We start from the raw sequence: 21,297 nt of genomic DNA, 5'->3' as shown, positions 1-21,297 counted from the left end.
GAAGCGGCCCGGACGGTTACGTTAGGCCGGTGCGGGTGGCGATGATGACCAAGGAATACCCACCGGAGATCTATGGCGGTGCGGGTGTACACGTCACCGAACTGGTTGCTCAGTTGAAGCAGCTGTGTGAGGTGGACGTGCACTGTATGGGCGCTCCGCGCATCGGAGCGGTCGTACATACCCCCGATCCCGCCCTGGCCGGGGCCAATCCGGCACTCGCGACGCTATCCGCCGAACTGCGTATGGCGGACGCCGCGACCGGTGCCGACGTCGTGCATTCCCACACCTGGTACACCGGCCTGGCGGGCCATCTGGCGTCCGCGTTGTACGACGTGCCCCACATCCTCACCGCCCATTCCCTCGAGCCGCGGAGGCCGTGGAAGGCGGAGCAGCTGGGCGGCGGCTACCGCATCTCCTCGTGGTCCGAGCGCAACGCCGTGGAGCACGCCGACGCGGTGATCGCCGTGAGCGCCGGGATGCGACTCGACGTCCTCGACGCGTATCCGTTCGTCGACCCGCACCGGGTCCACGTGGTGCGCAACGGGATCGACACGTCCGTCTGGCACGCGGGGCCCGCAGGTCCGAGAGACTCCGCCCTCGCGAAGATCGGCGTCGACCCGGACCAGCCGATGGTGGCGTTCGTCGGCCGCATCACCCGGCAGAAGGGCGTCGGTCACCTGATCGCCGCGGCACACCACTTCGCGCCCGAAATCCAGTTGGTGCTGTGCGCGGGAGCCCCCGACACCCCGGAGATCGCCGCCGAGACCGAGCAGGCCGTCGCCGCGCTCGCGGCACACCGGGGCAACGTGTTCTGGGTGCGGGAAATGCTCCCCACCGACCAGGTGCGGGAGATCCTGTCGGCCGCAACCGTCTTCGTGTGCCCGTCCGTGTACGAGCCGCTGGGGATCGTGAACCTCGAGGCCATGGCCTGCGAGACCGCGGTCGTCGCGTCCGATGTCGGCGGTATCCCCGAGGTGGTGGAGGACGGGGTCACCGGCCGTCTGGTGCACTACAACTCGTACGAGCCCGAGGCGTTCGAACAGGCGCTGGCCGAGGCGGTCAACACAATCGCGGCCGACGTCGGCACCGCCCAGGCGATGGGCAAGGCGGGACGGGCGCGGGCGATCGCCGAGTTCTCCTGGGCTGCCATCGCGCAGCAGACCCTCGACGTCTACCAGGACGCGCTGTCCCGGCGCTGAGCGACGAGCTCAGAGCCGGGTGTAGGTGGACACCGTCACCGACGCCGTCACCGGATAGTCCTGCGGCAGCGCCGCGATCGAGGACGCCAGCCGGTCGGCGGTGAGGTGCCGTGCCGACGGCCCCATCCCGACGAGCCGGGCCACGTCGAGGTGCGACAGAGACATCGGGTACTCCACGGCCACGTGGTCGGTGCGCTCGAATCGCCCGGACATCGCTGCCCCGAGACGTTCGACCTTCCGGTCGTCCACCCGGACCATGCCGAGCAGGTCCACGAGCTCCCCCAGGTGCCGCTCCGTGGGGGTGAGGACCACCAGAGACCCGCGCTCGGCGAGCACCCGGTGCGCCTCGTCGGCGTTGCGCGGCGCGAATACGCACAGGACGTGGCTGAGCACGTGGTCCCGCACCGGAAGGTGTTGCCACACGTCGGCAACCACTGCTCCGGCGCGTGGGTGCGCCTTGGCGATGCGCCGGGCCGCGTACTTGGATACGTCGAGGCCGATTCCCCGGCCGGTCGGGACGGCGTCGAGGACGCGCGCCAGGTAGTGGCCTGTGCCCGCGCCGATCTCGAGGATCCGGGGATCGTCGCCGGGTCCGGTGCCCGCCACCACGGCGTCGGCGACGGCATCCATCAGCGGGTCGAAGCTGCCGCCGCCGAGGAAGTCGGCACGTGCGGCGATCATTTCGGGGCTGTCGCCGTCGAACTTGCCGCCGGCCCCGGTCATCAGGCTCACGTAGCCCTGCCGCGCCACATCGAAGGCGTGCCCCTGGTCGCACAGGATCGTACCTTCGTCGAGTTCCACGCGAGACCGGCACTGCGGGCACGCCAGCAGGTCGGTCACATCGGCCAGCACGAACGTTCGCCTCCCGGTTCCGGACACGGAACAGGCCCCGCACCGAGAACGGCGACGGGGCCTGCCCTGTGAGGTTCTCTCCGCACTCGACTAACTGGTGACGCCCTTGAGCTCTTCACCGAGTGCGGCAGCTTCCTCCGGGGTGAGCTCGACAACCAGACGTCCACCACCCTCGAGCGGAACCCGCATGACGATTCCTCGTCCCTCTTTGGTTGCTTCGAGGGGACCGTCCCCGGTCCGGGGCTTCATGGCCGCCATCCTCTGCTCCCTCCAGATCTGCGCTGCCTGCTTGCGCCTCGACAAATTTTGGCACCCCGCCAACACTCGGCGAGGCTTGTGACATCCATTCTTCCCTATGGACACGAGTACCGGGAACCTGAGTCACGAATAGGCAGGTCCACCGGCAGTTCAGGCGGTGATCGGGACCCAGCAGGCGGCGACGTGGTCGTCCACCATCCCGGTGGCCTGCATGAGTGCATAAGCAGTGGTAGGGCCCACAAATTTGAACCCGCGGCGCTTCAATTCCTTCGCCATCGCGGTGGACTCCGGAGTGACCGCCGGGACGTCGTTCACGGTGGCCAGGCGGCTCGGGCGCGGCGGCGGGGCGAACGACCACAGCAGGGTGTCGAGGTCGGTGTCCGACAACTCCAGGAGGGCCCGCGCATTGCTCACCGACGCCTCGATCTTGGCCCGGTTCCGCACGATCGACGCGTCCTCGAGCAGGCGTGCCACGTCCCGTTCGGTGTAGCGGGCCACCGCCTCCGGATCGAACCCGGCGAACGCGGCCCGGAAGGCCTCGCGTTTACGGAGAATCGTGATCCACGACAATCCCGACTGGAACGCTTCGAGGCACAGCCTCTCGTACAACTCGTCGCGGCCGTGCAGCGGACGACCCCACTCGAGGTCGTGGTAGTCGCGGTACAGCCGGGACCCGTCCGTGTCGACCGCCCACGCGCACCGCACCCGGTCGTCGGGGGCTGTCACGAGGCATCACCCGGCCGTTCGGACCCGGCTTCGACCGCCGCCAACTGCTCACGCAGCGAATCGATTTCACGGCCCAGCCGGGACAGCGCCCAGTCGACCTCGCTGGCCTTGTACCCCCGCAGCGTCTGCTGGAAACGCAACGCCTCCACGTCGGCACCCGTCACACCCTCGGCGGGCAGGGCCGTGAGTGTGGTGCCGGGCGGCAGGGGCGCGAGTTCCTCGGAACGGCCGAACACCGCACTGGCGGCGAGGAACAGCATCGCGCCGACGAACGCCATGACGAGCAGATAGAGCAGGGCTGTCACCATGCCCCGATCCTGTCACGGACGTCCGACAGCAACCTTCCTCAGGGCGCGCGGTCAGGGGCACACCGTGTTCATCGGCGGGCGATCGGCCAGCGCGACGTCCGTCGTCGTCGGGACGAAGGAGTCGCCGTCCACCAGGAACTGGGTCAGACCCGCCCCGGAGTCGGGCACCCCGCAGCGCCGCATCATCGTGCCGATGATCTGCCTGCTCATAACCCCGAGTTCGGACAGCGGGCGGTTACGGTGCTTGCGCACCCCCAGATTGACCTGGCCGATCGCCCCGAGTCCGAGACGGTCGTACGTGTCGAGCAGCAGGCCGATCTCGACGCCGTAGCCGGGGGCGAACGGGACCGCCGACAGCAACTCCCGGGTGCCCGCGTACTCGCCGCCCAGTGGCTGCAGCACGCACGTCAGCTCCGGCCGGAGCGAGGCCAGCATGGGGCGCGCCACGAGCTCGGTCACCCGGCCCCCTCCGTTGGCGTCCTCCGTACCGCTCAGGCGGAGCGGCCGGCGGTAGTAGCCCTTCACGAGATGGATGCCGTCGGCCGTCAGCAGCGGTCCCAGCAGCTTCGGGACGAAGGCCGGATCCGGGTTGATGAGATCCGAGTCGACGAAGGCGATGAGGTCACCGGTGCTCGCGGCGACGGAACGCCACAGCACCTCGCCCTTTCCCGCCACGGGCGGGAACGCGGGCACCGCCTCCTCCCGGCTGATGACGGTGGCGCCCGCCGCGCGTGCACGTTCCGCCGTCAGGTCCGTCGATCCGGAATCGAGCACGATCAACTCGTCCACCAGACCACCGAGCAGCGGGTGGATCGTGTCCACCACCGCGGCGACGGTCTCCTCCTCGTTGAGCGCCGGCAGGACCACCGAGACGGTGCGCCCAGCCTTGGCCCGTTCGAGTTCGGCGATGCTCCACGACGGCTGGTCCCAGCTGTTCGCCTCGGCCCAGCTGCGAGGGGTTCGCTCCTCCGCCACCATCGTGCGGGCCGCCCGGGCCCCCACGGCACTCATGCCAGCCCCCGCACGGTGCGGGACGGTGCGCGCCGGCCTTGAATCGCGGCCACCATGTCCACCACTCGACGCGTGGGGGCAACTTCGTGGACACGGAAGACACGGGCGCCTCCTGCGGCGGCCATCGCTGTCGCTGCCAATGTTCCCTCCAACCGCTCGACGAGATCTACACCTAGAGTCTCCCCGACGAAGTCCTTGTTGCTCAGCGCCATGAGCACTGGCCATCCCGTATTTACAAGATCTTCCACTCGCCGCAACAACTCGAGCCCGTGATAGGTGTTTTTCCCGAAATCGTGGGTCGGATCGATGAGGATCGAGTCGGCGGGCACACCCAGCCGGGCCGCGTTCTCGGCGGCCGACACCACTTCCCGGAGGACGTCGGCGACGACGTCGGCGTAGCGGACGCGGAACGGCCGCGTCCGCGGAACCGCTCCCCCGGTGTGCGAACAGACGATGCCCGCGCCCGTCTCCGCGGCCACCTCGACGAGTGCAGGGTCGGCGCCTGCCCACGTGTCGTTGATGAGATCGGCGCCCTCCGCGACGGCCAGCCGGGCCACGTCGCTGCGCCAGGTGTCGACGCTGATGAGCAACTCCGGGTAGCGCTCACGGATCGCGGCCACGAACGGCACCACCCGCCGGGTCTCCTCCGCCGCGTCGACGACGTCACCCGGTCCGGCCTTCACACCACCGATGTCGACGAGGTCGGCACCCTCGTCGACAGCCCGGTCGACCGCCGACATGGCGGCGGAATCGGTGAACGTGGCACCGCGGTCGTAGAACGAATCGGGTGTCCGGTTCACGATGGCCATCACGAGCGCACGATCGACCGCCACGGGGCGCCCGCACAGCGTGGGCGACGGGTGGTCGGGCGCGGGCGGTACGTCTGTCTCGGCCATGTCACCAATATTGCACGCAGCGAAATCGAAACCACCCGTGAGTACTTGTTAACGGCGGGCGGTTAAGAAGTACTCACGGGCGGCGTAGCCGCATTACCCCTTGGGGAGCGAACCCTTCGCCACTTCGTCGACGTACCCGTCGTACGAGGGCTTGTACCCGTCGCTGCGCCCGGACAGCACGTGCAACGTGTCGGTGTCCTCGACGTCGTAGCCCTCCTTGCGGAGTTCCACCTTGCGGCTCTTGAACGTCGACGTCTGTTCCAACGAGTCGACGACGCGGACGAACAGCGGCACCGCGTACGACGGCAGCCGCTGGAACAGCAACTCCGCGACGTCGGAACCGTCGAACTTCTCGTTCTCGTGCAACGTCACCGCGGCCATCCCGGCGCGACCGTCGGTCCCAGGGATCTCGACGCCGTAGACGACGGCGTGCTCGACCGCGGGATGCGCGAGGAGCGCGCCTTCCACCTCGGTGGTCGCGACGTTCTCCCCCTTCCACCGGAACGTGTCGCCGAGCCGGTCGACGAACGCGACGTGCGACCAGCCCTGCCGGCGCACCAGGTCGCCGGTGTCGAACCAGCAGTCGCCGTCGTCGAAGCCGTCGCGGACGAGCTTCTTGTCGGTGGCCTCCTCGTCGGTGTATCCGTCGAACGGCGCCCGGTCCGTCACCTTCGACAGCAGCAGTCCGACGTCGCCGGTGCGTACCTTCCGCAGCCTGCCGTCGGAGTGCCGCCGGGGGGATCCGCTGTCCTCGTCGTACTCGACGACGGCGTGCGGCAGGGGGCAGATGCCTGCCGTCCGGTCGACGTTGAGGGCGTTGACGAACGCGATGTTGCACTCGCTGGCGCCGTAGAACTCGGCCACCCGGGAGATCCCGAACCGGGTGGTGAACTCGGACCAGATCTCCGGGCGGAGACCGTTCCCGACCATCAGCCGGATGGAGTTGTCGCGGTCGCCGGGCTTCTCGGGCTGGTTCAGCAGGTACCGGCACAGCTCACCGATGTAGGTGAACGCGGTGGCCCGGTTCAGTTCGACGTCGGCCCAGAACTTGGACGCCGAGAACTGCTTGCCCAGTGCGAGCGTCGCACCCGACCCGAGCACCGAGGACAGCGACACCGTCAGCGCGTTGTTGTGATAGAGCGGCAGGCAGCAGTACAGGACGTCGCTGCCGCGCAGCCGGACGCCCATGTTGCCGAGCCCGGACATGCTCTTGAGCCAGCGGAAGTGGCTCATCAGGCTGGCCTTCGGCAGTCCCGTGGTGCCGGAGGTGAAGATGTAGAAGGCCTTCTCCCGGGCCTGGATCTGCTCGCACACCTCGGGGTTGTCGTCTTCGGCCTTCTCGGCGAGCCGGTCGAGGTCGTCGAAGTAGAGCACCGAGGGCACGGCGGGCGGTTCGTCGAGCGAGTCCATGGCCTCGCCGCACGCCTCGGACACCACCAGGACCTGGCTGTCGAGCAGCGAGATGCTGTGGGCAAGTACATCTCCGCGCTGGTTGTGGTTCAGCATCCCGGCGGCGGCGCCGAGCTTGACCGCGGCGAGTGCGATGAGCAGCGTCTCGGGCGAGTTCTTGCCCAGGATCCCGACGACGTCCCCGCGTGCCACTCCGAGGTCGGCGAGCACGTGGGCGTAGCGGTTCACGCGGATGTTGGCGTTCCGGTAGCTCAGCGATTCGCCCTCGAACCGCAGGAACGTGCGGCGCGGGTGCGCGGCGGCGGCACGCTGGAAGACGAGGCCGATCGATTCCCTCGCGTCGGGGGTCCGGATCAGGCCGAGGACCCCCTTCGCCATGATCGGCAGCTCCGGAATCATGGCCGGCAGCCGCCTCGCGAGGTCGACCACCCCGATCGTCGAACGAGCTTCAGAACGCATGACATCCCCTCAGGCCTGCAGTATGAGTCAGGTCACCTTACTGCACAGTAACAACGTGCGCCACGACGCGGACCGGACGGCAGCTCAGGACACGCAGGCGTCCAGCGCCTCCCCGACATCGGCCCGGACGAGCAGCCTGTCGAGGGCGCGCTGCGCCACGAAACCGCCGCCCCGCAGCCCGTCGAGCCAGTCGAGCAGCCCCGTGTAGTGACCGTGCGGATCGAGCAGGACCACCGGTTTCTCGTGCATGCCGAGATAGCCCGCGGTCCACGTTTCGAACAGCTCCTCGAGCGTGCCGATACCGCCGGGCAGCGTGACGAACGCGTCGGCCCGGTCCTCCATGATCTGCTTGCGCTGGCGCATGGTGTCGGTGACCACCAGCTCGTCGGCGTCGACGTCGGCGACTTCCCTGTGCACCAGAGCTTTCGGGATGACACCGACGGTCGTGGCCCCGGCGGCGCGGGCGGCCTCGGCCACCGCGCCCATCATCGAGACGTTGCCGCCGCCGGACACGAGTTGCCAACCGCGCTTGCCGATTTCAGTGCCGACCCGGGCGGCGAGTTCCAGGAAATGGTCGTCGACGGGTCCCGACGCGCAGTAGACGCACACCGAGAACGGTTGCGTCGGAACAGTTTTCGGCATCACCACTGATCCTCCGTTCCGAGCAGGGCGGCTTCGTCGACACCCTGCTGCGACCGTATGACGATCTGCACCGCTTCCTCCACACTGTCCGTGACGTGCAAGAGATTGACGTCACCTTCCGAGATCTTGCCGCTGCGCTGGAGAGTTCCCCGTAACCAGTCCACGAGCCCGGACCAGTACTCGGTGCCGAACAGGACGATCGGGAACCTCGTGACCTTGCGCGTCTGCACCAGAGTCAGCGCCTCGAACAGCTCGTCGAGCGTCCCGAACCCGCCGGGCAGGCAGATGAACGCCTGCGAGTACTTCACGAACATCGTCTTGCGCGCGAAGAAGTAGCGGAAGTTGATGCCGAGGTCGACCCACTCGTTGAGGCCCTCCTCGAACGGTAGCTCGATACCGAGGCCGATGGAGTAACCACCCGATTCGCTGGCACCGCGGTTGGCCGCCTCCATGACGCCGGGGCCGCCGCCGGTCATGACGGCGTAACCCGCCTCGGCCAGGCGCGCACCCAGCGCCCGAGCCGCTTCGTACTCCGGGTGGCCGTCCGGTGTGCGTGCGGAACCGAAGACGGTGACCGCGCGCGGCACCTCGGCAAGGGCACCGAACCCCTCGATGAACTCGCTCTGGATCCGCAGTACCCGCCAGGGGTCGGTGTGCACCCAGTCGGTCGATCCCCGCTCGTCGAGCAACCGCTCGTCGGTGGTGGTGGTGTCGTCCTTGCGGGCGCGCCTCAACTGCACCGGACCCCGGTGCTTCACGGACGAGGACTTCCGGCCGTGAGTGTTCTTCTCGGGTGCCATGCGCCCCAGGCTAGCGGGTGGCCCGTTCGGGGCACCGGGCAGTCACGGGGCGCTCAGATAGGCGCGCAGCACCGTCGTCACGTCGGTGATCTGCTGCACGGGCACGTGCTCGTCCCGCTTGTGGGCGAAGTTCGGGTCGCCGGGGCCGTAGTTCACGGCCGGGATGCCGAGCGCGGAGAACCGCGAGACGTCGGTCCACCCGTACTTGGCGCGGAACTCGCCACCCGCCGCCTCGATCAGGGCCGCAGCCGCCGGGTCGCTCAACCCGGGCAGGGCTCCCGGCGACAGGTCGGTGACCTCGAAACCCAGCTCGATCCCGTCGAAGACCTCCCGCACGTGGTCGATCGCCTGCTCGGCGCTGCGGTCGGGGGCGAAGCGGAAGTTGACGTCCATCTCCGCCGCGTCGGGAACCACGTTGCCTGCGACGCCGCCTGCGATCCGCACGGCGGACAACCCCTCCCGGTACACGCAGCCGTCGATGTCCACCGACCGCGCGGTGTAGTCCGACAGCCGCTGCAGGACCGGGGCGAAGCGGTGGATCGCGTTGTCGCCCAGCCACGATCTCGCGGAGTGCGCGCGGGTGCCGCGGGTGGTCAGCGTCACCCGCAACGTGCCCTGGCACCCCGCCTCGATGAGACCTCCGGTCGGCTCGCCGAGGATCGCGACGTCCGCGCGCAGCCAGTCGGGGATCTCGCGTTCGATCCGTCCGAGCCCGTTGTGCACGGCTGCGATCTCCTCGCAGTCGTAGAACACCAGGGTCAGATCGTGCGCGAGATTCTCGATCGTGGCAGCGAGGTGCAGGAACACCGCGTCGCCCGACTTCATGTCGACCGTTCCGCATCCGTGCAGGAGATCGCCCTCACGCCGCGAGGGCACGTTGTCCGCGATCGGCACCGTGTCCAGGTGACCGGCGAGCATCACCCGGCTCGGCAGTCCCCGATCGGTCCGGGCGAGCACGGCGTTGCCGTTGCGGATGATCTCGAAGCCGGTGGTCTGCTCCCGCAGCGCCGACTCGACGGCGGCGGCGATCGCCGACTCGTCGTGCGAGACGCTCGGGATGTCCACCAGGGCGGCGGTGAGGTCGATGGGATCGGCGTGGAGGTCGAGTGGGCTCACCCGTCCACCCTAAGCCGACCCGTCCGCCCGCTCGGGCGTTGCTACCCCTCGACGCCGCCCGGGATCTCGTAGATCGCACCGTCGAAACCGATGCGGAACAGCCGTCCCGCCGAGAAGCCGCCGGACCCCTGCCCGTAGACGACCATGCTCGACGTCGGCAGACCAGACGCCAGCACGCAGTACTGCCCTGGCGAGTCGAGGCGCCAGATCTCGCCGCGCACGTTGGCCGGGACCACCGGACGGCCTCGCGAGTCCAGGGCCAGGCCATCGGGCGCGGCGAACGTGTCGAGACCGGACAGGTCGAGGATGCTCTCGGGTGCTCGCGGGTTCGCCAGCGGGATCCGGCTCACACCCGGATTCACGAACGTCCGCGACACGTAGAGGTACCGATCGTCCGCGCCGAGCACCGCCCCGTTGGCGCTGGGCAGCGTCGCCCAGTTGGGTTCCACCCGCCCGTCGGGGAACACCCGCCCGATCTGGGTTCCGAAGTCGTTGGTGGCGTATGCCGTTCCGTCGGCGGCGACATCGAGTCCGTTGGCCGCGCTCAGTCCCGATACGAACGGGGTGAGCACGTTGGTCGCGGTGTTCAGCTTCGCGATCGCGCCCGGACGCAGGATGTCGCCGAGGAACACGCGGGCGTCCGCGCCGTATCCCACCAGCAGCGAGCCGTCCGACGCCCAGGCCAGCGCCCCGGCCCCGCCGTCCGGCACCGTCGCGACCGGGACCGCGGGGGCTCCCGGGGCGTCGAGGCGGAACACGCGCCCGCTCACGAGGTCCGTCGTGTAGAGGCGACCCCCGCCGTCCACGGCGACTCCCTCGAGCGCCGCACCCGGCACCCGCCCCACGAGAACCGGTGCCTGACCGGCGCCCGGGCACACCGGGGCGGCGGACGCGGTCTGCGGCCCCACCACCGACACGATGCCCGCGAGCAGTGCGCCCGCTGCCGCCGCCCGCAGGCCGCCTCCGACGAATCGACCCAACCTCGAAATGCGCATTGCCACGACCTTTCCCGGTGTGTCCCACGTGCCCCGTGCATACTCCCCCACCCGCCCGCAACCCGCTCGGTTTCGATTCGATCACGCCCCGATAACGACCGCTGGGAATGCCCGAGTAATGAGGCAGTAACCTCTACTGCCGTGAGCACACAGGGAGCATCAGCAGTAGGCATCGCCAACGTGACCGTCGGCGGCACGGTCCTCGACACCTGGTTCCCGGCGCCCGAGCTGGGAAACTTCGACAGCGCGGGCACCGTGCGGATCGAGGGTGGCGACATCCCCTCCGATCTGGCACTCCTCGCCGGACCCGACGAAGCGCGTGAGGTCGACCAGGTCGTGGTGCGCACCACCATCGCCGACCTGTCCGCGCCGCCGGCCGACGCACACGACGCCTACCTGCGCCTTCACCTCCTCTCGCATCGCCTCGTGACCCCGCACGGCGTCAACCTCGACGGTCTGTTCGGCTTGCTGTCCAACGTGGTGTGGACCAACTTCGGCCCCTGCGCGGTCGAGGGCTTCGAGAAGGTGCGGTCGCGCCTGCGCATCCGCGGTGTGGTCACCGTGTTCGGTGTCGACAAGTTCCCGCGCATGGTCGACTACGTCGTCCCGTCCGGCGTCCGCATCGCCGACGCCGACCGCGTGCGCCTCGGCGCCCACCTGGCCAGCGGCACCACCGTGATGCACGAGGGCTTCGTCAACTTCAACGCCGGAACGCTCGGCAACTCCATGGTCGAAGGCCGTATCTCCGCGGGCGTGATCGTCGATGACGGATCCGACGTGGGCGGCGGCGCCTCGATCATGGGCACCCTGTCCGGTGGCGGCAAGGAGACCATCTCCGTCGGCAAGCGCTGCCTGCTCGGCGCCAACGCCGGTCTCGGCATCTCGCTCGGCGACGACTGCGTCCTCGAGGCCGGCCTGTACGTGACCGCGGGCACCAAGGTCACCGGGCCGGACGGCACCGTCGTGAAGGCCAAGGAACTCAACGGCCAGTCCAACCTGCTGTTCCGTCGCAACTCCGTCTCGGGAGCCGTCGAGGTCGTGCCGTGGAAGGGCACCGGCGTGGAATTGAACGCCGCTCTGCACGCAAACGACTGACCCGGTGAGCGGTACGCGAACACCCGACACCATGACCGACTCGACCAGCACCCTGGGCCGGGGCCTGAAGGTCCGTCACCTCACGATGATGGGCCTCGGTTCCGCGATCGGTGCCGGACTGTTCCTCGGCACCGGTGTCGGTATCGCGACCGCCGGTCCCGCCGTCCTCGTCTCCTACCTGCTCGCCGGCATCATCGTCGTCTTCGTGATGCGCATGCTCGGCGAGATGGGAGCGGCGATCCCCGCCAGCGGATCCTTCTCGCACTACGCGCGGATCGGCATCGGCGAATGGGCCGGATTCGTGATGGGCTGGCTCTACTGGTTCATGCTGATCATGGTGCTCGGCGCCGAGATCACCGGCGCCTCCGGCATCGTGAGCGGCTGGCTACCGGGTGTTCCGCAGTGGGTCGTCGCCCTCGTGTTCGTGATCTTCTTCGCGGCGGTCAACCTCGCGAAGGTCAGCAACTTCGGTGAGTTCGAGTTCTGGTTCGCGGCCATCAAGGTGACCGTCATCATCGCGTTCCTGGTGATCGGCGTGCTGCTGGTGTTCGGCCTGCTGCCGGACACCGAACCGGTGGGCACCACCAACCTCTTCGGCCACGGCGGCTTCATGCCCGAGGGCTTCGCCGGGGTCGCCGCGGGACTGCTGGTCGTGGCGTTCGCGTTCGGCGGCATCGAGATCGTGACCATCGCCGCCGCCGAATCCGAGGACCCCGAACGCTCCATCGCCGTGGCGGTGCGCAGCGTCGTCTGGCGTATCAGCGTCTTCTACCTCGGCTCGATCTCGATCATGGTCCTCGTCCTTCCCTGGGATTCCTCGGACCTCAAGAGCGGACCGTTCGTGGCCGTCCTCAACCAGGCGCACATCCCGTACGTGGCCGGGTTCATGGAACTGGTGGTCGTGGTCGCGTTGTTGTCGGCGTTCAACGCCAACATCTACGGCACGTCGCGGATGGCGTACTCACTGTCCCGGCGCGGCGACGGTCCCGCGTTCATGGCCCGGATCTCGAATTCCGGGGTGCCCCTCAACGCGGTGCTGCTATCGGTGTTCTTCGGTTTCGTCAGCGTCCTGCTCAACTGGTGGCTGCCCGACGACCTCCTGGGACTTCTCCTGAACGCCGTCGGCTCGGCGCTCCTGGTCATCTGGATCTTCATCGTCGTCTCGCATCTGCGGCTGCGCCCGCGGCTCGAACGCGAGGGCAAGCTGACCGTGCGGATGTGGTTGTTCCCGTGGCTCAGCTACCTCACGCTCGCAATGCTCGGCGGTTTCGTCGTGCTCATGCTCTTCGACTCCGATGCCCGCACCCAGCTGATCTCGACGTGCGTCCTGTTCCTCGTCATCGCGGCGCTCGGTGTGCTCAACACCCGGCTGCGCAAGCGGTCGCAGACGGTGTGACCGGTTCGGGCCGGCGACTCACCGGCCCGAACTCGGCTCCTGTCCCGCGGACGAGCGCGCCGCATGGGCGAGCACCTGCGGTCCGGTCACGAACGCCTTCCGCCACGGTGCGACACCGTCGATTTCGATCTCGATGGACAGGCTCAGCACGGTGCGGATCAGCACGATCACTCCCAGGACGGCGGCGTCGGTCAGCGACGGTGTCGAGGTGACCGTCTTGACGATGTCTGCCGCGACGAGCAATTCCAGGCCGAGCAGGATCGCGCCTCCCAGCGACTCCCGCAGGGTCTTGAACGCCTGAGCACCGTCCCCGGTCCGCCTCCACGCGCGGACCGCGAGGAAGAAGGCGAAGAGGAACCCGACAACCATCGCGAGGACACCGAGCACTTCGAACACTTCCGTTGCGAGTTCGAAGAACCTGACAGTGTCCATGGGAGTGTTCCTCTTCGGGAGGGTGTTCGCAGTCGAGGCCCGGTCGTTCCATGCAACACGCTAGGCGTCGATTCCCCGATTCGCGGCGAACCCACGAGGATTCCTCGGACTATTCGAGTTGCGGCGGGAACACCGTTGCCCAGTCGTTTTCGATACTGACGACGGTCCAGTCGTGGGTGCCGGCCAGTTCGAGCGCCTCCTCGGCGCCCGCGACGTAGTCGAACTCGCGGGCGGCGTCGTCGTGGCGCAGCAGTAACCGCAGCGACGGCCGGTCCGGTGCCTCCGCGAATTGCAGCATCGGGATGTCGCCGTTGCTGTTTCCCGCCGCCAGCAGGGGTCGCCTGCCGATCCGGTTCCAGATCTGCACCGGCTTCTCGGGGCCGTCGTCGAGGACGTCCGCCTCGGCTCTGCGGACGATCGCGCCGCTGCTGCCGTCGTGCTGCCAGGCCAATGACACCCCGCTGCCGATGACCCGCTGCCGCGGAATGCCGTACACGTCGTGACTGATCGGCCGCATGAAATCGCGGCCACCGCCGGACACGATGTAGTTGCGGAACCCGTTGACGGCCAGGTAGTCGAGCAACTCCACCATCGGTGCGTAACTGCACGCCAGGTAGTTCCGGTCGAGGGTCGGATGCCGGGCGGTGCGCAGGAACTGGTCCGCCCCGGCCTCGAACTCCTCCACGGTCACGTCGGCGAAACCGGTCAGCACACCGGCGGCGAGTTCTCTCACGCCGCTGTCGTCGCCGTTGTAGTGCCGCGTGATGACGTCGTTCAACCAGCCGTAGTCCTGCGTGTAGGCGGCCTGCCAGGGCTGGCGGGTGCGAAGATCCTCATCGTGCTCGGCCATGACGACGAGACGGCGCAGGATGAAGTCGAGCTGAATGGGCATCGGCTTCTCACACCACAGTGTGCCGTCGTTGTCGAAGACCGCGATCCGATCCTCCACCGGGACGTCCTGCGCCGTCACCCGCCCGACGAATCCCAGGATCGCGGTCTTGCCGTCACCCTCACGCCAGCTCGGAAGAGGTTCTGTCACGGCGCTTCCGCTCACTCGCGAGAGAGCATGGCCGCGGCTTCGCGTTCGAGGTCGACGAACGGTTCGCCGCTGACGTCGATCGCGATTCGGTTCAACGTCCCACCGGTGAAGGCCCACGGCGACGAACCCGGGTAGTCGTCGGTGACGGGTTCGCCGCTGTCCCGGCCGGCATTGAGACCCTCACCACCGCCGATGCTGAATTTGCCGGGCTGCGTTCGGATTCGGCCCTCGCCGACCTTGCGGTCGCCGTAGTACAGGCTCAGGACCCCGTGGGCGGTCCCGGGCGGGTCCTCACCGTCCTTCTCGAACGACGCGGCCAGGATGAGGTTCTCCCCGGTTGGCAAATCCTCCGTCGCATCGATCTTCTGCTGATCGCTGCCGAGGAAGTTGTACACGTAGTGCAGCCGGTTATCCTTGACGTACAGCGCGTGCCCACCGAACCGGCCGCCGTGCGAGAACAGCACCCCCGAGGCACCGGGTTCGGGGAGGTCGACGAGTGCCCCGATCGAGTAGGAGCGGTTACGGAGGTTGACCGCCACCGCCTCCGGTACCTCCGCGCCGCCGGGCCGGTAGACGTAGCGGTTGCGCGGGGGCGCGAGCTGCGGGCGTGGGGTGGTGAGGAGTTCGACGGGCGAGCGGTCGTCGAGCGGCAACGCCTGGTTCGCGCCGGCCTCGTGGAACCACAGCCCGACGAGCTCGGCGAGTTGGCCGGGTTCCTCGGCGGCGAGGTCGTGGAGTTCGGCGCGGTCCACCTGGGTGTGGTACAGCTCCCAGGTGTCCTCCGGGAAACGGCTCCACCCGCTCAGTGTCGGGTGGGTGGTGACGGCCTTCCAGCCGTCGTGCCAGATGCCCCGCCCGCCGAGCATCGAATAGAACTGGGTGTGCTTGGCGGTGGGGATGGTCGCGGCGTCGAAGCTGTAGCGCATACTCACGCCCTGGATCGGGTGCTGGGTGTACCCCTTCACCGTCTCGGGGAGTTCGACACCGAGGCAGTCGAGCAGAGTCGGCACGATGTCGATGGCGTGGTGGTACTGGTCGCGGGTCTCGCCGCGGGCCTCGATCCCGGCCGGCCACGACAAAATGCACGGATCGCTGGTGCCGCCGTTGAACGAGTAGCGTTTCCACATCTTGAACGGGGTGTTGAAGGCCATCGCCCACCCGTTCGGGTAGTGGTTGTAGGTCTCGGTGCCGCCGAGCTGGTCCAGCTTGGCCAGATTCTCGGCGAGATCGTCCGGCACGCTGTTGGCGATCTTGTTCTCGTTGACCGACCCGTTCGGGCCGCCCTCGCCGCTGGCACCGTTGTCCGAGACCACCACGATGATGGTGTTGTCGAGCTGCTCCATCTCCTCGAGGTAGGCCAGCAGCCGGCCGATCTGGTCATCGCAATGAGAGAGGAAACCGGCGTACACCTCCGCCATCCGCGCGAAAAGCCGTTTTTCGTCGTCGGACAGGGTGTCCCAGGGGCGGGTGAAGTCCAGCGGTGGGAACGGCTTGCCGTCGGGTCCGGTGCGGGTGTCGGGGGTGCCGATCGGGTTGAGCGGCGGCAATTCGGTGTCCGGAGGTACGAGGCCCATCTCCTTCTGCCGGGTCAGGGTCCGCTCGCGCATCGCTTCGTATCCGTCGTCGAACCTGCCGCGGTAGCGGTCGGCCCACTCCTGGGGCACGTGGTGCGGGGCATGCGCGCAGCCGGGTGCGTAGTACAGGAACACCGGCCGGTCCGGGGCAATCGCCTTGACATCGCCGAGGTAGTCGAGCGCGTGGTCGGTGATGTCGACGCTGAAGTGGTAGCCCTGCTCCGGGGTGGCGGGCTGCTCGACGGGATGGTTGTCGTGCACGAGATCCGGATACCACTGGTTCGTCTCCGCGCCGAGGAAGCCGTAGAACCGTTCGAAGCCGCGGCCGACCGGCCAGTTCCGTTTCGTCGACGCCAGGTTCATCTCGTCCTCGGCGCACAGGTGCCACTTGCCGACCATCGCGGTGGAAAAGCCCTGCTCGACCAGGATCTCGGCGAGGGTGGCGCACTCGGGAGGGATGTGCCCGTTCCCACCGGGGAATCCGACAGCACACTCACTGATGCAGGCCATCCCGTTGGTGGTGTGGTTACGCCCCGTCAGCAGGCAGGATCGCGTCGGGGAACACAGGGCGGTGGTGTGCCACTGCCCGTACCGCAGACCGTTTGCGGCGATCCGGTCGATGTTCGGGGTCTCGATCGGCCCGCCGTAGCAGCCCATCGCTCCGAAACCGACGTCGTCGAGCACGATGTAGAGGATGTTCGGCGAACCGGGCGGCGCCTTCGGCTGCTCGTAGGGACCCCAATCCGGGATCGAGTCCCGAATATCGAGATTGACGACACCTCTGAACGGCTTGGCCATGACGAGCTCCTCGAATGGGTCCGACTCCCCCCTTTCACCCAAGCACTGTCGACCGATGGATGGCTAGTGCGCCGGAACAGTATTCCGCTAGCTGCGACCGCGCGCCGCCAGCGCGTTGACGAACACGTTGGCGATGTCGGCGGGATCCTTCGCGACGTAGCTCGACCCTCCGGAGACCCGCGAGATCTCGGCGAGTGTGGCCGCATCGGCGTCGCCGGTGATGCCGATCGTCACGATGATGACGGGCCGGGCGGGATCCATCTCGCGCTGCAGGATGCTCAGAAGCTGTTCCTTCGTGATGGAGTCCGGATCCTCGTTGGCACCGTCGGTCAGGATGATCACACTGTTCACGGCGCGCGGGTCGTACGTCTCCTGCACCGTCCGGAACGCGGCGAGCGTCGTGTCGTACAGGCCGGTACCGCCGCCGATCAGCCCGTCGACCTTCCCCGCCTGCTGCGCCATCAGCTGGCGCTGTGTGAGGCCGTCGACCACCGTGTCGTAGCGGCGGATCGGGACCATCTCCTTGTAGTCCTGCGGTCCCCCACCGAGCCCCTGCGAGAACGCCCACAGGCCGGCGGACACGCTGTCCGGGAACATCGCATTGCCGGCGAGCGCCGCATCGACTGTGAGGTCCATGCGCGACCGGCTGCCTGCGGGTGTCTCCATCGACCCCGACACGTCGATCGCGACGAGTGTGCGGATGGGCAACGCCATCAACGCCCACCCGCCGAGGGCGTCCTGTAGCGCCGACTCGTCCTCGAGCCCGAGCTTGGTGATCCTCCCGACGCCGCGGCCGTCGGCCGGCGGGCTTCCGTCGGGTCCGCGGAATCCGTTCTCCGCGAGTACCGCACGGGCATCCTCACCGCCCAGAACAGCGGCGACGGCACGTGCGACCTGGGTGGCCCTGTAGTGCCGGTCGGGGGCGGGCGAGGTGACCACGAGCGGGAAGTTCATGAAATTGCTGCCCGTCGGGGGCACCGTCGCGGTGAGCGTGCGCGCGCCGTCGCCGTCGCCATCGGAGAATTCGAGCACGGACTGTTCGGTGGCCACGGCGACTCCGCCGTTGTCGACGACTCCCTGCAGCATCTCCTCGCCGATGGGCTCGTCCGCGGTACGTGCACTCTCCTCCTGCGCGAGCGGGACCAGCGCGGCCCGCACCGTCCCCGCGGACACGGGGTCGGCCTGACCCTCGGCGAGTGCCGCGTTGATCGGAGCCTGCGCGACCCCGGTCACGAGGGGGTTGCCCAGCTGGATGTCCTTGATCTGGAGGGCGGCGAGCCACGTCGGCGACGTGGGGACGTCCTCCTCGCGGGAGGCCAGGACAACGGGCGAGGATGCGATCGACCCCGTCATCACCTCGACCGGACCGGCCGCGGTGAGCGCCGCCTTGCCCACCCAGGCGCCGGTGTCGGGGATCCAGAGGTCCGGGGCGTCGGTTCCCTTGCCGAGTCGTCCCGCGACGTCGCCGGACGTCGCGGCGCTGACGGCGACGTTCGCGCAGCCCAGGTCGGTGTCCTTCGCTTCGCCGAGAATGCTGCTCAGGGCGGGCACGATGCTCGGGTCGGCGGCGAGGGTGTAGTCGGTGACCTGATCGCAGTCGTCGGCCCAGGAGCGCACCGCGTGAACGACGACGACCACGGAGGCCACGAGCCCGAGCACGACAGCGGCGCACACCGCGTAGAACCCGGGCGAGCGACCACCGCGTTCCTGCCCCGCGCTCGAATGACGCCCTCCGGCCATCGCCTGCCTCCCTAACATTTCGGTCACGAGACGACCACCGACACACCCGGACCGAATATGATCCGGCCCACATCGTAGCGAACGGTGCAGCGTACGACGCTGCGCCAGTGGCGGGCGGCCGAAACAGGGTGACGTCAGCGATCGGGTTGCGCGACCTCGAGCCGGCGGGCGACGAGCGCGGCCTGGATCTGCCGCAGCCCGGACGGGCGGGTCGGATCGCAGCCCGTCAGCTGCGCCACCCGCTTGAGACGGTAGTCCACCGTATTGGTGTGAAGGTGCATCTGTTTCGCGGTGCGCTGCCGATTGAGATCGTGGCCGATGTGCACCTCGAGCGTCTCGATCAGTTCGGGTGAGCCCTGCAACGGTTCGAGAAGCCGCGCCAGGTGGGTCCGGCCGGGCCCGGGCCTGGTGAGCTGGTATTCGAGCGCCAGATCGTCCATCTCGTAGAGGCCCGGTTCCAGCGCCAGCTGGTGGGCGAGGTCGAGGAGTTCGTGGACCTGGTCCGCGGCGGCGGGGATACCGGCGGTGCGGACCCGCGTCGCTGTCGCGGTGAGGGGAACGCCGGCGGCGGCTCCGATGCGGTCGAGCAGCGACACCATCCAGGCCCGCTCGGGCGAGCCCGGCAGCAACAGTGTTCCGCCGTCCGGGCTCAGCGAACAGAGGGCGGCACCACCCGCAGCGTCCGCCAGCTCGATCTGCAACCGGCGGAGTTTCTGCCGGGCGACGACGGCTTTGCGCCGGTGGGTCACGGCCTCCGTGGGATGCGACGGAATCGACAGCCCCAGCACCACGTACTCGTCGGCCAGCTCCACACCCGCGTGCCGTGCGGCGGTCGCCGCCTTTCGGCCGCTGAGCAGCGCCGTGACGAGGTTGACCGCGGCACCGTCGCGTTCGCTGTTGACGGCTTCGAGTTCTTCCACGTAGCTGGTCGTCGCGGCGACGGTCACGCATTCGAGGAGCGTGAACATCACCTTCTGGATGACCAGGAGTTCGGGCAGGTCTTCCGTGCGGGCGTTCGAGGCGACGAGGTCGCCGGCCTCCTGGATGCCTTCGTGGAGGATCCGGAGCACGAGCTTCAACGGGAACCCCTCGCGGGCCCAGCGCGCGGAACTGTTGCGCACCTCCGCGAGGTCCTCGTCCGTCGGGCTGATGCCCTCGTCGAGCATCTGGATACCGAGACCGAGGCAGACGATCGTGAAATCCATGACGTCGCTCTGCAGTTGTTCGCCGGGCAGCGAACCGCAGGGGGTCACGTTGTCGGCGAAATGCCGGACCAGCTTCTGCGCGACCGTCAGCGTGTCGCGCAGCGGGGCGGAGGCGGGCCTGCCATCGACGAGGATTTGCGAACCGGCCCCCGAACTATGATTCGTCATAGATCTGATCACTCCCCTATGTGGATGACACCGAACTCCCGCACCATCGACATCACGCAAACATAACGAGGGTTCGCTTCTGTCACCGTTGTATCACGACAGCGCCCTGTCCAGGGCGAATACGGTCGGTCAATTCTCCTCGGCGACCCGGACCACCAGCTTGCCGAAGTTGCTGCCCCGGAGCAGACCGATGAACGCCGCGGGCGCATTCTCGAGGCCGTCGACGATGTCCTCGCGGTAGGCGAATCGCCCCTCCCGGATCCACCCGGACACATCTCGCTGGAAGTCCGCGTACATCTCGGAGACGAACTCGCGCTGGATGAATCCGCGGATCGTGAGGCTCTTGACCAGAACCCGGGTGAAGAAGCCGGGCAGCCGATCCGGCCCCTCGGGCGTCTCGGTGTCGTTGTACTGCGCGATCAGGCCGCACACGGGAACTCGCGCATACAGGTTGAGCAGCGGCAGCACGGCTGCGGCCACCGCACCGCCGACGTTCTCGAAGTAGACGTCGATGCCGTCGGGGCACGCGGCGCGCAGTTCCTCGGCGAAGTTCGGGGACCGGTGGTCGACGGCGGCGTCGAATCCGAGTTCGTCCAGCAGGTAGGCACACTTTTCCGGTCCGCCCGCGATCCCGACGGCCCGGGCGCCCTTCAGTTTCGCGATCTGCCCCACCGCCGAGCCGACCGGACCGCTGGCCGCCGCGACGACCACCGTCTCGCCTGCCTCCGGTTGCCCGATCTTCAACAGACCGGCGTACGCGGTGAAGCCGGGCATGCCGAGAACTCCGACGGCGGTCGACAACGGCGCAGCGTCGCGGTCGAGTGCGCGGAGTTGGTTGCCGTCGACCACGGCGTGCGACTGCCAGCCCGCGTATCCGAGAACGTAGTCACCGGTTGCGAAATCCGGGTGCCGGGAATCGACCACCTGCCCGACGGTGCCACCGACCATGACCTCGTCGATCTCGACCGGGTCGGCGTAGGACTCCGCCGCACTCATCCGGCCGCGCATGTACGGGTCGAGGGACAGGTAGATGACGCGGACCAGCACCTGACCGTCAGCGGGTTCGGGCAGGTTTACCGCCTCGAGCCGGAAGTTGTCGGCGGTCGGCGCACCGTCCGGCCGTGACGCGAGGACGATTCGGGTGCTCTGAACGATGCTCTCCACACTCACTGTGCGCC

The 21,297-nt window shown here is 68.3% G+C and carries 20 protein-coding genes; 3 read left to right on the top strand and 17 right to left on the bottom strand.

The window, feature by feature from the left end; genetic code table 11:
- Positions 1–29: 29 nt before the first annotated feature.
- Complete coding sequence (glgA, locus tag ACLIVD_RS11735) at positions 30–1,199, top strand: glycogen synthase (protein ID WP_283332886.1); 1,170 nt, start codon at positions 30–32, stop codon at positions 1,197–1,199.
- A gap of 9 nt (positions 1,200–1,208) precedes the next feature.
- Here the strand turns inward: glgA and ACLIVD_RS11730 are convergent, their stop codons facing one another.
- The 11 genes from ACLIVD_RS11730 to ACLIVD_RS11680 form a co-directional block, all read right to left on the bottom strand.
- Positions 1,209–2,051: a putative RNA methyltransferase gene (locus ACLIVD_RS11730; protein ID WP_283332885.1), complete on the bottom strand. Its 843-nt coding sequence runs from the start codon at positions 2,049–2,051 to the stop codon at positions 1,209–1,211.
- Between the two features lie 90 nt (positions 2,052–2,141).
- Positions 2,142–2,309: a DUF3117 domain-containing protein gene (locus tag ACLIVD_RS11725; protein WP_003936084.1), complete on the bottom strand. Its 168-nt coding sequence runs from the start codon at positions 2,307–2,309 to the stop codon at positions 2,142–2,144.
- 150 nt (positions 2,310–2,459) lie between these two features.
- Positions 2,460–3,035 (bottom strand): DNA-3-methyladenine glycosylase I, encoded by a 576-nt coding sequence (locus ACLIVD_RS11720; RefSeq protein ID WP_283332884.1) that lies wholly within the window; start codon positions 3,033–3,035, stop codon positions 2,460–2,462.
- The gene (locus ACLIVD_RS11715) at positions 3,032–3,343 is read right to left on the bottom strand and encodes a DivIVA domain-containing protein (RefSeq protein WP_283332883.1); all 312 of its coding nucleotides are present in this window, start codon (positions 3,341–3,343) and stop codon (positions 3,032–3,034) included. Before ACLIVD_RS11715 ends, ACLIVD_RS11720 begins: the two co-directional genes overlap by 4 nt.
- Before the next feature lie 51 nt (positions 3,344–3,394).
- Positions 3,395–4,354, bottom strand: coding sequence for a glucosyl-3-phosphoglycerate synthase (locus ACLIVD_RS11710; RefSeq protein WP_011598038.1), 960 nt, complete (start codon positions 4,352–4,354; stop codon positions 3,395–3,397).
- Complete coding sequence (gene folP / locus ACLIVD_RS11705; protein WP_280783497.1) at positions 4,351–5,250, bottom strand: dihydropteroate synthase; 900 nt, start codon at positions 5,248–5,250, stop codon at positions 4,351–4,353. Before folP ends, ACLIVD_RS11710 begins: the two co-directional genes overlap by 4 nt.
- A 93-nt stretch (positions 5,251–5,343) precedes the next feature.
- Positions 5,344–7,119 carry a long-chain-acyl-CoA synthetase gene (locus tag ACLIVD_RS11700; RefSeq protein WP_283332882.1) on the bottom strand — a complete coding sequence of 592 codons (1,776 nt, stop codon included), beginning with the start codon at positions 7,117–7,119 and terminating at the stop codon, positions 5,344–5,346.
- 84 nt (positions 7,120–7,203) lie between these two features.
- Positions 7,204–7,761 carry a cytokinin riboside 5'-monophosphate phosphoribohydrolase gene (gene log, locus ACLIVD_RS11695; RefSeq protein ID WP_005239232.1) on the bottom strand — a complete coding sequence of 186 codons (558 nt, stop codon included), beginning with the start codon at positions 7,759–7,761 and terminating at the stop codon, positions 7,204–7,206.
- Entirely contained in the window at positions 7,761–8,561 is an 801-nt protein-coding gene (locus ACLIVD_RS11690) for an LOG family protein (RefSeq protein ID WP_095867262.1), read from the bottom strand. The genes log and ACLIVD_RS11690 overlap by 1 nt, the downstream gene beginning before the upstream one ends.
- 42 nt (positions 8,562–8,603) lie before the next feature.
- Positions 8,604–9,677: a succinyl-diaminopimelate desuccinylase gene (dapE, locus tag ACLIVD_RS11685; protein ID WP_280783495.1), complete on the bottom strand. Its 1,074-nt coding sequence runs from the start codon at positions 9,675–9,677 to the stop codon at positions 8,604–8,606.
- 41 nt (positions 9,678–9,718) lie between these two features.
- On the bottom strand, positions 9,719–10,672 hold the full coding sequence (locus ACLIVD_RS11680; RefSeq protein WP_283332881.1) for an SMP-30/gluconolactonase/LRE family protein: 954 nt from the start codon (positions 10,670–10,672) through the stop codon (positions 9,719–9,721).
- Between the two features lie 141 nt (positions 10,673–10,813).
- Between ACLIVD_RS11680 and dapD the strand changes: the two genes are divergently transcribed.
- On the top strand, positions 10,814–11,767 hold the full coding sequence (gene dapD, locus ACLIVD_RS11675; protein ID WP_283331737.1) for a 2,3,4,5-tetrahydropyridine-2,6-dicarboxylate N-succinyltransferase: 954 nt from the start codon (positions 10,814–10,816) through the stop codon (positions 11,765–11,767).
- Positions 11,768–11,798: 31 nt separating this feature from the next.
- The gene (locus ACLIVD_RS11670; protein ID WP_280785119.1) at positions 11,799–13,163 is read left to right on the top strand and encodes an amino acid permease; all 1,365 of its coding nucleotides are present in this window, start codon (positions 11,799–11,801) and stop codon (positions 13,161–13,163) included.
- An 18-nt stretch (positions 13,164–13,181) separates the two neighbouring features.
- Here the strand turns inward: ACLIVD_RS11670 and ACLIVD_RS11665 are convergent, their stop codons facing one another.
- From ACLIVD_RS11665 to curA, 6 genes are all read right to left on the bottom strand, one after another.
- A complete protein-coding gene (locus ACLIVD_RS11665; RefSeq protein ID WP_011598031.1) occupies positions 13,182–13,595 on the bottom strand; it encodes a DUF1622 domain-containing protein in 414 nt (137 codons plus the stop codon).
- A 109-nt stretch (positions 13,596–13,704) separates the two neighbouring features.
- On the bottom strand, positions 13,705–14,634 hold the full coding sequence (locus ACLIVD_RS11660; RefSeq protein WP_280785118.1) for an HAD family hydrolase: 930 nt from the start codon (positions 14,632–14,634) through the stop codon (positions 13,705–13,707).
- Positions 14,635–14,645: 11 nt separating this feature from the next.
- Positions 14,646–17,006: an arylsulfatase gene (locus tag ACLIVD_RS11655; protein WP_283332879.1), complete on the bottom strand. Its 2,361-nt coding sequence runs from the start codon at positions 17,004–17,006 to the stop codon at positions 14,646–14,648.
- An 87-nt stretch (positions 17,007–17,093) separates the two neighbouring features.
- Positions 17,094–18,746: a substrate-binding and VWA domain-containing protein gene (locus tag ACLIVD_RS11650; protein WP_280785116.1), complete on the bottom strand. Its 1,653-nt coding sequence runs from the start codon at positions 18,744–18,746 to the stop codon at positions 17,094–17,096.
- Positions 18,747–18,880: 134 nt separating this feature from the next.
- A complete protein-coding gene (locus ACLIVD_RS11645) occupies positions 18,881–20,119 on the bottom strand; it encodes a PucR family transcriptional regulator (protein WP_280785115.1) in 1,239 nt (412 codons plus the stop codon).
- Between the two features lie 129 nt (positions 20,120–20,248).
- Entirely contained in the window at positions 20,249–21,289 is a 1,041-nt protein-coding gene (gene curA / locus ACLIVD_RS11640; RefSeq protein ID WP_280785114.1) for an NADPH-dependent curcumin/dihydrocurcumin reductase, read from the bottom strand.
- Positions 21,290–21,297: the final 8 nt, after the last annotated feature.

The organism is Rhodococcus sp. G6(2025) (assembly GCF_058628105.1).
Note: the sequence above shows the minus strand (reverse complement) of the source record. Positions and strands in the feature narration are given on the sequence as shown.